14 protein-coding genes are annotated in these 14,576 nt (G+C 61.1%); 8 read left to right on the forward strand and 6 right to left on the reverse strand.

Features of this window, described 5'->3' with window-relative positions; all coding sequences use genetic code 11:
* Window positions 1-344: 344 nt before the first annotated feature.
* Both argA and argE read right to left on the reverse strand, forming a co-directional pair.
* A complete protein-coding gene (gene argA, locus HX869_RS02185) occupies window positions 345-1,643 on the reverse strand; it encodes an amino-acid N-acetyltransferase (protein WP_010167865.1) in 1,299 nt (432 codons plus the stop codon).
* Window positions 1,644-1,779: 136 nt separating this feature from the next.
* Complete coding sequence (gene argE / locus HX869_RS02190) at window positions 1,780-2,928, reverse strand: acetylornithine deacetylase (RefSeq protein WP_003213916.1); 1,149 nt, start codon at window positions 2,926-2,928, stop codon at window positions 1,780-1,782.
* A gap of 158 nt (window positions 2,929-3,086) precedes the next feature.
* Here argE and HX869_RS02195 point away from each other — a divergent pair, with 158 nt between their 5' ends.
* Entirely contained in the window at window positions 3,087-4,454 is a 1,368-nt protein-coding gene (locus HX869_RS02195) for an inorganic triphosphatase (RefSeq protein ID WP_008438903.1), read from the forward strand.
* Window positions 4,455-4,510: 56 nt separating this feature from the next.
* Here HX869_RS02195 and HX869_RS02200 read toward each other — a convergent pair whose 3' ends face one another.
* Window positions 4,511-4,981, reverse strand: coding sequence for an Lrp/AsnC family transcriptional regulator (locus tag HX869_RS02200; RefSeq protein ID WP_087693276.1), 471 nt, complete (start codon window positions 4,979-4,981; stop codon window positions 4,511-4,513).
* 127 nt (window positions 4,982-5,108) lie between these two features.
* Between HX869_RS02200 and HX869_RS02205 the strand changes: the two genes are divergently transcribed.
* The 7 genes from HX869_RS02205 to HX869_RS02235 all read left to right on the forward strand — a co-directional run bounded on the left by HX869_RS02205 (window position 5,109) and on the right by HX869_RS02235 (window position 11,186).
* The gene (locus HX869_RS02205) at window positions 5,109-5,447 is read left to right on the forward strand and encodes a hypothetical protein (RefSeq protein WP_087693277.1); all 339 of its coding nucleotides are present in this window, start codon (window positions 5,109-5,111) and stop codon (window positions 5,445-5,447) included.
* An 84-nt stretch (window positions 5,448-5,531) separates the two neighbouring features.
* Window positions 5,532-7,235 carry a GspE/PulE family protein gene (locus HX869_RS02210; RefSeq protein WP_087693278.1) on the forward strand — a complete coding sequence of 568 codons (1,704 nt, stop codon included), beginning with the start codon at window positions 5,532-5,534 and terminating at the stop codon, window positions 7,233-7,235.
* A 56-nt stretch (window positions 7,236-7,291) separates the two neighbouring features.
* Window positions 7,292-8,212, forward strand: a complete 921-nt coding sequence (locus HX869_RS02215) for an SPFH domain-containing protein (protein ID WP_003213925.1) — start codon at window positions 7,292-7,294, stop codon at window positions 8,210-8,212.
* 10 nt (window positions 8,213-8,222) lie between these two features.
* A complete protein-coding gene (locus HX869_RS02220; protein WP_008438897.1) occupies window positions 8,223-8,669 on the forward strand; it encodes an NfeD family protein in 447 nt (148 codons plus the stop codon).
* Window positions 8,670-8,738: 69 nt separating this feature from the next.
* The gene (locus HX869_RS02225) at window positions 8,739-9,056 is read left to right on the forward strand and encodes a DUF2388 domain-containing protein (protein WP_008438896.1); all 318 of its coding nucleotides are present in this window, start codon (window positions 8,739-8,741) and stop codon (window positions 9,054-9,056) included.
* Between the two features lie 160 nt (window positions 9,057-9,216).
* A complete protein-coding gene (locus tag HX869_RS02230; protein WP_008438895.1) occupies window positions 9,217-9,888 on the forward strand; it encodes an outer membrane protein in 672 nt (223 codons plus the stop codon).
* Between the two features lie 158 nt (window positions 9,889-10,046).
* A complete protein-coding gene (locus tag HX869_RS02235) occupies window positions 10,047-11,186 on the forward strand; it encodes a DegT/DnrJ/EryC1/StrS aminotransferase family protein (RefSeq protein WP_087693281.1) in 1,140 nt (379 codons plus the stop codon).
* Window positions 11,187-11,228: 42 nt separating this feature from the next.
* Here HX869_RS02235 and gcvH read toward each other — a convergent pair whose 3' ends face one another.
* The 3 genes from gcvH to HX869_RS02250 form a co-directional block, all read right to left on the reverse strand.
* Window positions 11,229-11,612: a glycine cleavage system protein GcvH gene (gene gcvH, locus HX869_RS02240; protein WP_087693282.1), complete on the reverse strand. Its 384-nt coding sequence runs from the start codon at window positions 11,610-11,612 to the stop codon at window positions 11,229-11,231.
* Between the two features lie 51 nt (window positions 11,613-11,663).
* Complete coding sequence (gene gcvT / locus HX869_RS02245) at window positions 11,664-12,746, reverse strand: glycine cleavage system aminomethyltransferase GcvT (RefSeq protein WP_003213938.1); 1,083 nt, start codon at window positions 12,744-12,746, stop codon at window positions 11,664-11,666.
* A 156-nt stretch (window positions 12,747-12,902) separates the two neighbouring features.
* Window positions 12,903-14,519, reverse strand: coding sequence for an iron ABC transporter permease (locus HX869_RS02250; protein ID WP_134327502.1), 1,617 nt, complete (start codon window positions 14,517-14,519; stop codon window positions 12,903-12,905).
* Between the last annotated feature and the right edge of the window lie 57 nt (window positions 14,520-14,576).

Genomic DNA, 14,576 nt, shown 5'->3' on the forward strand with positions numbered 1-14,576 from the left:
CGACAGGCGATGCCGCTCCATAAGCGTTTTCCGAAAGAGTATGTCTTTGCGCTTTTTTAGATCGTTTTGTGTTGACCAAACGGGGTCATACGTCACTCACGATCAAAAACGCGACGCCATCATGGCCAAACGCACATCATTCCGTCAATTTGTTACAGTTTTTGTATCGATGAAACTTTCCTGCCGTCCCAGCAATCCACCTCACCGTACCCGGTGATAATGTCACTTTGATGTCAGTTATATGTATAAATTGGCAAACCCTGTGTTCAGGGCCGATGCATCCGCCGAGGAGCATGACTCGCCAAAGTGACAGGCGAGAGGATTGCCCCCTCGCCCCTTCAGGCTTACAACGCCTTTTCGAAAATCTTCGAATTACGCTGATAGTTGTATAACGACGCCCGCGCCGACGGCAGGCGATCCACCGTGCTCGGCACAAAACCACGCTCGCGGAACCAGTGGGCGGTACGGGTCGTCAGCACGAACAGTGTCTTCAAACCCTGGGCCCGGGCACGGGTCTCGATGCGCTCCAGCAGTTCGTCACCGCGACCGCCATGGCGGTATTCCGGGTTCACGGCCAGGCACGCCAGCTCCCCTGCGTCGGAGTCGGCGATCTGATACAGCGCCGCACAGGCGATGATCATGCCTTCACGTTCCACCACGCTGAACTGCTCGATTTCCCGCTCCAGCACTTCCCGGGAACGACGCACCAGAATCCCCTGCTCTTCCAGCGGGCTGATCAGGTCCAGCAACCCGCCGACGTCTTCAATCGCCGCTTCGCGCACCAGTTCGAACTGTTCCTGGGCCACCAGCGTACCGCCGCCGTCCCGGGTGAACAGCTCGGTCAGCAAAGCACCATCTTCGGCATAACTGACAATGTGGCTGCGGCCTACGCCGCCACGGCAAGCTTCAGCCGCCGCGTCCAGCAGCTCAGCCTGGTAGTTGCTGCCCAAGCGTTGCAGGTGCGCAGGCACCTGTTGCGGCCGCAACTCACGCACCAGGCGGCCGTGCTCGTCGATCAGACCGAGATCGGCACCGAACAGCAGCAACTTGTCCGCGCCCAGGTCGATGGCCGCGCGGGTGGCGACGTCTTCACAGGCGAGGTTGAAGATTTCGCCGGTAGGCGAGTAGCCCAGCGGCGACAGCAGCACGATGGAGCGCTCGTCCAGCAGGCGGTTGATGCCCTTGCGGTCGACCCGGCGCACTTCGCCGGTGTGGTGATAGTCGACGCCTTCAAGTACACCGATCGGGCGCGCCGTCACCAGGTTGCCGCTGGCCACCCGCAGGCGCGAGCCCTGCATCGGCGAAGAGGCCATGTCCATCGACAAGCGCGCTTCGATAGCAATGCGCAGATGGCCGACCGCATCGATCACGCACTCCAGGGTTGCGGCATCGGTGATGCGCAAGCCTTCGTGGTAAGCCGGGGTCAGGCCGCGGGCGGCGAGGCGGGTTTCAATTTGCGGGCGCGAACCGTGGACCAGCACCAGTCGTACGCCCAGGCTGTGGAGCAGCACCAGGTCGTGGACGATATTGCCGAAGTTCGGGTGCTCTACACCATCGCCCGGCAGCATGACGACAAAAGTGCAATCCCGGTGGGCATTGATGTAAGGCGAAGCGTGACGAAGCCAATTGACGTATTCGGGCATAAAAACCTGGGCCTGTAATAAAAAGCAGCCAAAAATGGATGAATCGCAAAAACGCACAGCGGGCTGTTGGTTATCGTCGGAACAGGCTTGGCGACACGCTCGCTCTCCTTCTATGTACGGATGGGCAGGGGTTAATTTATGCAGGTGTCAGGCAGTAATGTTGAATCAGTTCACGCAATAGACGCACTGTAGGCGTCAAGCGTGACATTTCAAGGTACTCGCCTGGCTGGTGGGCGCAGGCGATATCGCCAGGGCCAAGCACCAGGGTCTCGCAACCAAGGCGCTGAAGATAAGGCGCTTCGGTGCCGAACGCCACTGCTTCGGCGCGATGACCGGTAAGTCGTTCAGCTACCCGCACCAACTCTGCATCCTCGGCCTGCTCGAACGGCGGCACTTCGGGGAACAGCGGCGCATAGTCGATCTTCACCTGATGGCGCTCGGCCAAGGGTTCGAGCTTCTGCCGGATGGCAGCGCGCAGCACCTGGGGATCCATGCCCGGCAGGGGCCGCAGGTCGAATTCCAGGGAGCATTGGCCGCAGATGCGGTTGGGGTTGTCGCCACCGTGGATGCAGCCGAAGTTCATGGTCGGCTGTGGCACGCTGAACTGCGGATTGCGGTATTCGCGCTGCCAGGCCAGGCGCAGGCCACGCAGTTCGCCAATGGCGTCATGCATGGCTTCGAGGGCGCTGTGGCCCAGGCTTGGGTCCGACGAATGGCCGCTGCGCCCGAGAATATCGATGCGCTCCATCATTACGCCCTTGTGCAGGCGGATGGGTTTGAGGCCGGTGGGTTCACCGATCACCGCCGCACGGCCCAAGGGACGACCCGCCTCGGCCAGTGCACGAGCACCGGCCATGGAGCTTTCTTCATCGCAGGTAGCAAGAATCAGCAGCGGCTGCTTGAAAGGCTGGTCGAGCAACGGCTGGACGGCTTCGATCACCAGGGCGAAAAAGCCCTTCATGTCACAGCTGCCCAGTCCTACCCAGCGGCCGTCGACTTCCGTCAGCTTGAGCGGATCGGTCTGCCATAGGGCGCCGTCGTACGGCACGGTGTCACTGTGGCCCGCCAACACCAGGCCGCCAGGGCCGGTGCCGAAACTGGCCAACAGGTTGAATTTGCCTGGGCTGACCTGCTGGATGTCGCAGGCAAAGCCCAGGTCTGCCAGCCAGGTGGCGAGCAAATCGATGACCGGGCGGTTGGATTGGTCGAGAGAGGCCTGGGTACAACTGACCGAAGGCGCGGCAATCAGCGCGGCGAATTGTTCTTTCATGGACGGTAAAGGCATGCGCTGTCTCTCAACTTCCCGGACGAACCCCATCATAGAGCTATCTGAGTGACACAATAAACCGTTGCGGCACGTTGCCGGGCTCAGTCCTGTACACTGCACGACCTTGGCAGCCACTCTTTTCCCCGGCTGCGCTCCCGATCCTGGATTTTCCGGCCATGCAGAAAGAAACCGAAATCAAGCTCCGTGTCAGCCGCGAAACCCTCGCCGCGCTGCGTGAGCACCCGTTACTGAAAAAACGCAACAAAAGTGGCTGGGAACGCCGTGAGTTGATGAACCAGTACTTCGACACCCCGGAACGCGACCTGGCCCAGGCCAAAGTGGCCCTGCGCCTGCGCAAAGACGGCGACGAAGTGATCCAGACCCTCAAGACCCGTGGCCAGAGCGTCGCCGGCTTGTCGGAACGCAATGAGTACAACTGGGACCTGGCCAAAGCCAAGCTCGACGTGAAGAAACTCGACGGCGAATGCTGGCCCGAGCAACTGGCCGAGCTGGACAAAAAGACCCTCAAGCCGATCTTCACCACCGATTTCGTCCGCGAACGCGCTGAAATCGCCTGGGGCCGCGGCAAGGCCAAGGTGGTGATCGAAGCCGCCCTGGACCTGGGCCACGTGGTTGCCGGCAAGCAGAAAGAAGAAATCTGCGAGCTGGAACTGGAACTGCGCGAAGGCGACCCGGCCGCCCTGCTGGAGCTGGCCGCTGAACTGGCCGCGACCCTGGCGCTGATGCCGTGCGATATCAGCAAGGCCGAGCGTGGCTATCGCCTGTTCGACGCCAACAGCTACTCCCTGAGCCTGCCGGCACCGCTGCTGCACGCCGAAATGCCGCTGGACGACGCATTTGCTGCCGTCATGTGGCATCTGTTGGGCAGCAGCCAGCGCCTGGCCGAGCAATACCGTTTCAACGGCCACTGGCGCCTGCTGCAGGACTGGGTGGAAAACCTCGGCGAACTGCGGGCCCTGCTCGGCAGCCTCGGCCAGGCCGCACCGCGTCAGTCCACCAGCGAATTGCGCGCCGCACTGGACGCCTTGCTGGAAGACTGGCGTCCGCTGGTCCAGGCCGGTGACGACGATGAAGACATCCGCAAGGCCGCGCCGGAGCAGTTCGCCGAAGAACTGGAAGACGTGCGCTGGGGCTTGTTCTCCCTGACCACTTCCCGCTGGCTGCTGGCCCGCACCTGGGCCGCGGATCGCAACGTGCGTGGCAATCGCCAGGGCGCTGCACAGCTGGCCAACTGGCTGCCGCGCCTGCTGGCCGATGACGCCGTTGCCCTGCAACTGCCGCGCTACCAGCAACAGCCGGAAGACCTGGCCGAGCAACTGCCGCGTATCGAACGCATCCTGGCCTGGCTGCACCATGCACGCCAGGTGCTGGATATCGCCGAGCTGGACCGTTTGTATGGCGAGCTGAACAAGCTGGCGCACCTGGCCAACCAGCCGATCACCGATGAGTCGCTGGATGCGCGGATGCATCAGGCGATTGCGGTGTATCAGAATCGCGCCTGGAAAACCCTGCTGCGCCTGTAAAACCTTGTGGCGAGGGAGCTTGCTCCCTCTTCACTAAAATCAGGCCAAGACAACTATCAGCGCAACACCGGCAAACTCGTGGTGGACTTGATCTCCGACAAGGCCACTATCGAGTTGACCTCCTGAATCCCCGGCACCATCGAGAGTTTTTCGAAGAAAAACCGCTCATACGCCTCGATGTCCGACGTGACGATCCGCAGTAGAAAGTCCACCGCCCCCATCAGCACATAACATTCCAGCACTTCCGGAAAACCGCGAATCGCCTCGGTGAACTCGGTGAAGTTGGAACGGCCGTGGGCGTTGAGTTTCACCTCGGCAAAAATCTGCGTATTAAGGCCGATTTTCTTGCGATCCAGCAGGGTGACTTGGCCGCGAATCACACCCTCCTCTTTCAGCCGCTGAATCCGGCGCCAGCACGGCGACTGCGACAGGCCGACCTGTTCGGCGATCTGCGCGCTGGAGAGCGAAGCGTCTTCCTGCAACAGCGCGAGAATGCGCCGGTCGTACACGTCCAATTCAGCGTGCATAGAAATACCCATTAATCATGATTTAAAGAATTACATGATTCTCTTATAAGCCAATACAGGCTGTTTTAGATAAGAAATCTCCCGCGACGAATGCAAAAATTTCTCCAGTCGAATCCGGAGAATCATCATGCACGTCGTCGAAGCCTCCCACCCCGCCCAACGCGTTGACGCCTGGGCCGTCAGCAATGCCCACTGCCAGGCGCACTATCAAATGCTCGCCGAGGCTGAACCCGACGTGTTGTGCCGGGTGCTCAACTATTTTGCCCTGCAGTTCCTGGTGCCACGTCAGGTGAGCGTGCAGCGTGAAGACGACCTGCTGGCGATCGATATCGTGATGGATGGCCTGAGCTGGCACCGGGCCCAGGTGATCGGCGAAAAACTTCGTAACCTGATCAGTGTGTGCTCGCTGGAGCTGCGCCCGGTAGATGCTGCGCGGCCTCTGGCGGTCCAGGCGGCCGCTCAGTAAAAGCCTGCAATAAACCCCGGAGGCCGAAGCGCAAAGGGTGACTAGCCTGAGGACTACGCCTAATCGTTGCCCAGGAACGTCACCATGTCCGTTGCGCCAAATCCCCAGGATCGCTGGCTGGAAATCCATCAGTTGTTGCCTGCCCTGATCGACCAGGGCCTGGTGCCCGCCGACCTGGCTCTACCGGCGAACAGTGGGCTGCATCCCCTGGAATGCATTGCCAGCCATGGGCCGTCTCTGGAAATGCTGACCGAATGGCTCGCCCGCCACTGCGGCCAGCCCTACCTGCGTATCGACCCGTTGAAAATCGACGTCGCGGCGGTGGTGCCGCTGATGTCCTATGCCTTTGCCCAGCGCCACAAGATCCTGGCCGTTGCGGTCGACGCCCACAGCGTTACCGTCGCCAGTGCCCAGCCTTACGTGTGCAGTTGGGAAGCCGGCCTGGCTCAGGTGTTGAAGCGCTCCATCAAGCGGGTGCTGGCCAATCCCCAGGAGATCCAGCGCTGCACCGTGGAGTTTTACCGACTGGCGAAATCGGTCAGCGGCGCCATTGATCAAAAAACCTCCGGCGCGCCGAATATCGAACAACTGCTCAATCTCGGCGCCAGCGACCAGGAGCCCGACGCCAACGACGCGCACATCGTCAACATCGTCGACTGGCTGTTGCAGTACGCCTTTGGCCAGCGGGCCAGTGATATCCATATCGAACCCGGACGCGATCAGGGGCGCGTGCGTTTTCGCATCGACGGGCTGCTGCATGACGTCTATCAATTCCCATCCCAGGTGACGATGGCGGTGGTCAGCCGCCTGAAAAGCCTGGGCCGGATGAACGTGGCGGAAAAACGCAAACCCCAGGACGGCCGGGTGAAGACCAAAAGCCCCACGGGCGGGGAAGTGGAGCTGCGCCTGTCGACCTTGCCCATAGCCTTCGGCGAAAAGCTGGTGATGCGAATTTTTGACCCGCAGGTGCTGCACAAGGATTTCCAGCAACTGGGACTTTCCAGCGACGACCTGCAACGCTGGCAATCCATGACCGGCCAGGCCAACGGCATCATCCTGGTCACCGGCCCTACCGGTTCCGGCAAGACCAGCACGCTGTACACCACGCTCAAGCAACTGGCCACTCGCGAGGTCAACCTGTGCACCGTCGAAGACCCGATCGAGATGGTGGAGCCGGCCTTCAACCAGATGCAGGTGCAGCACAACATCGACCTGACCTTCGCCAGCGGCATCCGCGCCCTGATGCGCCAGGACCCGGACATCATCATGATCGGCGAGATTCGCGACCTGGAAACCGCAGAAATGGCGATCCAGGCCGCCCTGACCGGGCATCTGGTGCTGTCGACGTTGCACACCAACGATGCGCCCGGCGCCATCAGCCGCTTGCTGGAACTGGGCATTCCCCATTACCTGATCAATGCCACGCTGCTGGGGGTGATGGCCCAGCGCCTGGTCAGGCTGTTGTGCCCGCACTGCAAGCGGCAAGCCGGGCAGGTCCATCAGGCAGTGGGTTGCGGCGAGTGCCGGGAAAGTGGCTATCGGGGTCGAGCCGGGGTCTACGAGATCATGCTGATGAACGATCGCCTCAAGGCCCTGGTCAGCCCGGGCACCGACCTCCAGGCCCTGCGTCTGGCGGCCCTTGACCAGGGAATGTGCAGCTTGCGGTCCGCCGGTATGCGCAAGGTAATGGCAGGACTGACAACACTTGAAGAGGTACTGCGAGTGACGCCTGGGGATTCAGAAACAAATCCTTTGATCGATGGCGCGGTAATCCGTCCTTATCGGTGACAACACCGTTACAATCGGAAAAACCTCGCTTCACCGTCACCAGACAAGGAATCGTTATGCAGATCGGAACCGTACTGCTTCTTTTTGTAGGCTTGGCCGTCGCCATCCTTTTCATGGGTTTCAAGGTGGTCCCGCAGGGTTACCAGTGGACAGTCGAGCGCTTCGGCCGCTACACCAACACCCTCAAGCCCGGCCTGAACATCATCATTCCGGTCATGGACCGCATCGGTCGCAAGATCAACGTGATGGAAAGCGTGCTGGATATCCCACCCCAGGAAGTCATCACCGCTGACAACGCCACGGTGCAGATCGACGCCGTGTGCTTCTTCCAGGTGGTCAATACCGCCCAGGCTGCCTACGAGGTGAACAACCTCGAACACGCCATCCGCAACCTGTTGCAAACCAACATCCGTACCGTGCTCGGCTCCATGGAGCTGGATGCGATGCTCAGCCAGCGTGACGGCATCAACGAAAAACTGCTGCGCACCGTCGACGAAGCCACCGCACCGTGGGGCATCAAGATCACCCGGATCGAGATCAAGGACATCAGCCCGCCTGCCGACCTGATGGCCGCCATGTCCGGCCAGATGAAGGCCGAGCGGATCAAGCGTGCGCAGATCCTCGAGGCCGAAGGCCTGCGAGCCTCCGCGATCCTGACCGCCGAAGGCAAGAAGCAGGCGCAGATCCTGGAGGCCGAAGGTGGTCGTCAGGCCGCCTTCCTGGAATCCGAAGCCCGCGAACGTCAGGCCGAGGCCGAAGCCCGCGCCACTCAAGTGGTATCGGAAGCCATCGCCACCGGTAACGTGCAGGCCATCAACTACTTCGTCGCCCAGAAATACATCGACGCACTGGGCAAGCTGGCCTCGGCCAACAACAGCAAGGTGATCCTGATGCCGCTGGAAGCCAGCCAGGTGATTGGCGCAGTCGGCGGCATCGGCGAAATCGTCAAGGCAACCTTCGACAACAAGAAAGCCTGAGGCACGCACCATGTGGGAATTCCTGCAGCACCTGTCGTTTTGGGACTGGCTGGCACTGGGCACGGTGCTGTTGATCCTTGAAGTGTTCGGTGCCGGTGGTTATCTGCTGTGGATGGGCATCGCCGCGGCAGCCGTGGGCGTGATCAAGTTCCTGGTGCCGAGCCTGGGGCTGGAGTGGCAACTGCTGCTGTTCGCCGTGTTGTCGATCCTCACGGCGGTGTACTGGTGGCGACGCCAGCGCAGCAGCGCCAAGGTCAGCGACCAGCCGGGGCTGAACATGCGCGGCTCCGAGTTGATCGGTCGCACCTTTGTGGTGCATCAGGCCATCGTCGAGGGCCGTGGCAAGATCAAGGTGGGTGACGGTGTGTGGATGGCATCCGGGCCGGACGCGCCGGCTGGGGCACACGTACGTGTCATTGGTCAGGAAGGCGTGATTTTGCAGGTTGAAACTGTTTAGTCATCCATGGAACTCGGCTGGGCTATCTACAATCAAACTGTTCAGATAACCCAGTCGGAGTCACCCATCATGCGTCTAAAATATGCTGTCGCAACCCTCGCTGTGCTTTCCCTTCCTGTCGGTTCAGCCATGGCCGACAGCTTCTGGCGTAATGTCATCTCATCGGGTGCCACGACCGGCTCGACGTACCTGACCTTCAAGGACCACAAAATGGTAGTCGCCGCCCAGGACGACGCCGGTAGCTTCGTCGCCAGTGACGGCAACATCCGTGGCCCATACCTGGAAGCTGCGATGCAGAAAGTCCGCGCCGATAACCCTGGCCTCAAGGCCACGGATATGGACCTGGCGAACGCAATCCTGGCAAAAAACGCCATTGCTTCCGAGTAATACCGCCGCATAAAAAATGCCGTTCCTCGAGAGCGGCATTTTTTTGCCCTGATTTCCTACGCCAGACGCTGGCGATTCCGCATCTGAACAGGAAAAGTCCTGTCGAGTTGCAGGCGCGCCCGGCAACAAGCTATCGATTCCCTTCAGACTGAGTGAATCGATGACCATGCAAAAACTCTCCTACGCCCTGCTGCTCGCCGCGGTTGCCACGCCTTATGCCCAGGCAGAAAGCTGGTACGGGTCGGCAAAGCTCAACAGCGCCCGGCAGAATCTCTCAAGCTCACTGCTGACCAGCCCACGCGTAACCCACCGGGTAGAAGCCCCCGACAGCAGCAAGACGTTCACCGGCTCATTCGCCGTGGGCTATGCCTTTGCCGATGGCTGGCGCCTGGAGGGGGAATACACGATGCCCAGCCACTCGACCTTCAAATCCCATTGGGCACCGTTCAATGCCAACGTCAACAGCCTGCGCACCGACAGCCAGCGCCTGATGCTCAACGGTTATAAAAACATCCCGATCAATGAATGGCTGTCGTTCTACGGTATGGCGGGAGTCGGCGTGGCCCAGGTTGACGCCGAGGGTTACCAGACCAACGACACCCGCCGTTTCGCCAGCAATCGCCAATACAACTTCGCCTACAGCGTTGGCCTGGGGCTGGATGCCAAGGTCAGCGAAACCCTGACCCTGGGTACCGGCTGGCGTTACGTGGACATGGGCGGGATCGAGACCGGCTACAACACGTTCGCCAATCGGATAAACGCCCGGGACGAACAGCTCAAAGGCAAGCTCAAAGAGCAGAACGTGTTTCTTGAGGCACGCGTTGCCTTCTGACACCGATGCTGAAATGCCGCTCCCGAGGCGGCATTTTTTGTTTCAGGCGGGACGATTCATTCACAGACGACAGGCTATATTCAGTCGAGCCGTGCAACCATGCCCGGCATTGATATGCTTTTTTCTCATCGCCTTCTGAAACGGATGCCTTCAACGTCATGAGCCAACTGCCCTTTCTGCCGTTCTCCAAGCCCACCATTGATGAAGCCACCATCTCGGCGGTAGGCGACGTACTGCGCTCCGGCTGGATCACCAGCGGGCCGAAAGTGCAGGCGTTCGAGGCGCAGTTGTCGGAATATTTTGGGGGGCGCCCGGTGCGTACCTTCAACTCGGGCACCTGCACCATGGAGATTGCCTTGCGCATCGCCGGTATCGGGCCTGGTGACGAAGTCATCACCACCCCGATTTCGTGGGTAGCCACGGCCAACGTGATTCTGGAAGTCGGTGCCACGCCGGTGTTCGCCGACATCGACCCGGTGACCCGCAATATCGACCTGGCCAAGGTGGAAGCCGCGATCACACCGCGGACCAAGGCAATCATCCCGGTATACCTGGCGGGCCTGCCGTTGGACATGCCATTGCTCTACGCGCTGGCCAACAAGTACAACCTGCGCATCGTCGAAGATGCAGCCCAGGCCCTGGGTTCCAGCTGGGATGGCCAACGCATTGGCGCTACCGGCGATTTCGTATCGTTCAGCTTCCAGGCGAACAAGAACATCACCTCGTCCGAAGGCGGCTGCCTGGTATTGAACAACGCTGAAGAAGCGCGCCTGGCGGAAAAATATCGCCTGCAGGGCGTGACCCGCACCGGCTTCGATGGCCTGGACGTGGATGTGTTGGGCGGCAAGTTCAACATGACCGACATCGCAGCAGCCATCGGCCTGGGCCAGTTTGCCCATATCGAGAAGATCACTGCCCACCGCCAGGAACTGGCACGGCACTATTTCGAATGCTTCGGCAGTGATTTTGAAGCGCAGTACGGTGCGCAATTGCCACCGGCAGACTTCGAAAACAGCAACTGGCACCTGTTCCAGCTGGTACTGCCGGAGCGTCAGGACGGCCTGCCCGCACGCGCCACGTTCATGGAGCAGATGCAGGCCCATGGCGTCGGCATTGGCTATCACTACCCACCGATCCACCTGCTGAGCTTGTACAAGGCACAGGGATTCAAGGAAGGCATGTTCCCGGTAGCGGAAAAAGTGGGGCGTTTGATTGTGTCGTTGCCGATGTTCACGGCGATGACGAAAGCGGACGTAGAGCGTTCGGTAGCGGCGGTAAAAGCGGTGTTGAAGCGCTGACAAAACCTTTGCGGGAGCCGGTTGCCGGCTCCCGCAGCGGGATCACTCGCCGATGGCAGCCTTGTAGCCGGCAGCGTCCAGCAATTTTTTCAGTTCATCCGGGTTGCTTGGCTTGAGCTTGAAGATCCAGGCGCCGTAAGGGTCGGAGTTCAACAGCTCTGGCTCACCGCTCAAGGCGTCGTTCACCGCGATCACTTCGCCAGCAATTGGCGAGTAGATATCCGAAGCGGCCTTCACCGATTCAACCACGCCGGCCTGGTCAGCCGCCTTGAACACGTTGCCGACTTCGGTCAACTCAACGAACACTACATCCCCCAATGCTTCCTGGGCATGGTCCGAGATCCCGACGGTCACGGTGCCGTCAGCTTCCAGACGGGCCCATTCGTGACTTTCGGCAAAACGCAGGTCGGCAGGGATATCGCTCATAGTCTGTGTCCTCAAGGAAAAATGTCAGCGGCCATTGGCCCGCCGGAAAAGTTAGATCAATGTTTTGCCATGGCGCACGAACGTCGGTTTGACCACCCGAACCGGGTACCACTTGCCGCGGATTTCCACCTCGGCCCGGTCAGCAGTCGCCGACGGCACACGCGCCAGGGCAATGGATTTGCTTAGCGTAGGAGAGAAACTACCACTGGTGATCTCTCCTTCGCCAACATTGGCGATACGAACCACCTGGTGAGCGCGTAAAACCCCGCGCTCTTCCAGCACCAGGCCGACCAGCTTGGACTTCACACCCGCAGCCTTTTCGGCTTCCAGGGCGGCGCGGCCGATGAAATCCCGCTCGGCCGGCTCCCAGGCGATGCTCCAGGCCATGTTGGCTGCCAGGGGCGAAACGTCCTGATGAATATCCTGACCGTAGAGGTTCATGCCGGCCTCAAGGCGCAGCGTGTCGCGGGCGCCGAGGCCGATAGGCGAAATGCCTGCGCCTACCAGGTCGTTGAAGAACGCCGGGGCCTGATCGGCCGGCAGGACAATTTCAAGACCGTCTTCGCCGGTGTAACCGGTGCGCGCGATAAACCAGTCGCCGTCAGCCAGGCCTTCAAAGGGCTTGAGCTGATGGATCAGGGTGGCGCGGGACTGGGTCACCAGTTCAGCGATCTTTTGCCGGGCATGGGGGCCTTGAATGGCGAGCATGGCCAATTCGGGCCGCTCGCGGAGCTGGGCCTGATAGCTGCCGAGCCGAGCCTGCATCCAGGCCATGTCCTGGTCACGGGTGGCGGCGTTGACCACCAGCCGGTAACCGCCCTCGGTACGGTAGACGATCATGTCGTCCACCACGCCGCCCTGCTCGTTGAGCATGGCGCTGTATAACGCGCGGCCGCAGCCGTGCAATCGGTCAACATCATTGGCCAGCAAATGCTGGAGCCATTCCTTGGCCTGGGGGCCTGTGATATCGATCACGGTCATATGGGATACATCGAACACCCCGCAGTCGCGTCGCACCTGATGGTGCTCCTCAACCTGCGAGCCGTAGTGCAAAGGCATATCCCAACCGCCAAAATCGACCATTTTCGCGCCAAGGGCGAGATGCAGGTCATACAGAGGCGTGCGCTGTCCCATGGGTTTCTCCTTCCGGGCGTGGCGAAGGTGCGGACGGTCGCCGTTCGGGCCGCACGCCTTGAAATACAAGGCCTGTAGCCGCGTTCAGCAACCCGATCTGAAAGATCGACCGCACCGAATGCCGCGCATTGTAGCCTCAAGCCGTAGGACTGGCACCTAACCGATTCGTCGCGCCGAACGTCGGATCAACCCGATGACCGGTAACAGCCCCACCAATACCAGGGTCAGGGCCGGCAGCGAAGCCCGCGCCCACTCCCCTTCGCTGGTCATCTCGAAAATCCGCACCGCCAGCGTGTCCCAGCCGAACGGGCGCATCAGCAGGGTCGCCGGCATTTCCTTGAGCACATCGACAAACACCAGCAGCGCCGCGCTCAGGGTGCCCGGCAGCAAAAGTGGCAGATACACTTTGCAAAACAGTCGCGGCCCGCTGACCCCAAGACTGCGGGCGGCTTCCGGCAAGGATGGACGGATTCGCGCCAGGCTGTTTTCCAGCGGCCCGTAGGCCACCGCAATGAAGCGCACCAGATACGCCAGCAGCAAGGCCGACAAACTGCCCAGTAACAGCGGTTTGCCGGCGCCCCCCAGCCAGCCGGAGACCGGGATCACCAGTTCACGATCCAGGTAGCTGAACGCCAGCATGATCGACACCGCCAGTACCGAGCCGGGCAGCGCGTAGCCTACGTTGGCCAGACTGATGCCGGAGCGGATGGCCCGGGTGGGCGCCAGGCGATGGGCGAACGCCAGCACCAGGGCCACGCTGACGGTGATCAGGGCAGCCATACCGCCCAGGTACAGGGTATGGACGATCAAACCGGCGTAGCGCTCGTCCAGGTCGAAACGGCCACGCTGCCAGAACCAGGCCACCAGTTGCAGCATCGGGATCACGAACGCGCAGGCGAACACCAATCCGCACCAACCACTGGCCGCCGCAGCCTTGAAGCCGCGCAGGTGGTAAAGCGCCTTGCCGCGAGGTCGCTCATTGGTCGGCCGGCTGGCGCCCCGGGCACGGCGTTCGCCGTACAGCACCAGCATCACCACCAACAGCAACAGGCTGGCCAGTTGCGCGGCACTGGAGAGGCTGAAAAAGCCGTACCAGGTCTTGTAGATGGCGGTGGTAAAGGTGTCGAAGTTGAACACCGAGACGGCGCCGAAATCAGCCAGGGTTTCCATCAGCGCAAGGGCCACGCCCGCACCGATGGCGGGACGCGCCATGGGCAGGGCCACCCGCCAGAACGCTTGCCACGGCGACTGCCCCAAGACACGCGCCGCTTCCATCAGGCCTTTGCCCTGGGCGAGGAACGCGGTGCGTGCCAGCAGATAAACATAGGGGTAGAACACCAGCACCAGCACGATGATCACACCGCTGGTCGAGCGCACACGCGGCAGGCGCAAGCCTGTACCAAACCATTCGCGCAGCAGGGTTTGCACCGGGCCGGAGAAGTCCAGCAGGCCGACGAAGACGAAGGCGAGCACATAGGCGGGAATCGCGAAGGGCAGCATCAACGCCCAGTCCAGCCAGCGCCGGCCGGGGAATTCGCAGAGGCTGGTCAGCCAGGCCAGGCTGACGCCCAGCAGCGTAACGCCCACACCGACGCCCAGCACCAGGGTCAAGGTGTTGCCCAGCAGACGTGGCATCTGGGTTTCCCACAGGTGGGACCAGATTTGATGGTCGATGGTCTGCCACGACAGCAACAGCACGCTCAGCGGCAGCAGCACCAGGGCGGCAACGGTGAAGACCGGCAGGTACCAGCGGCGTTGGGCGGGATGGGCCAAAGGTTAATTCTCAGAGAATGAATAGCTTGAAGCCAGCGCTAACCAATGTGGGAGCGG

Origin of the sequence: Pseudomonas sp. P7779 (assembly GCF_013386315.1) — a bacterium.
Lineage (GTDB): Bacteria > Pseudomonadota > Gammaproteobacteria > Pseudomonadales > Pseudomonadaceae > Aquipseudomonas.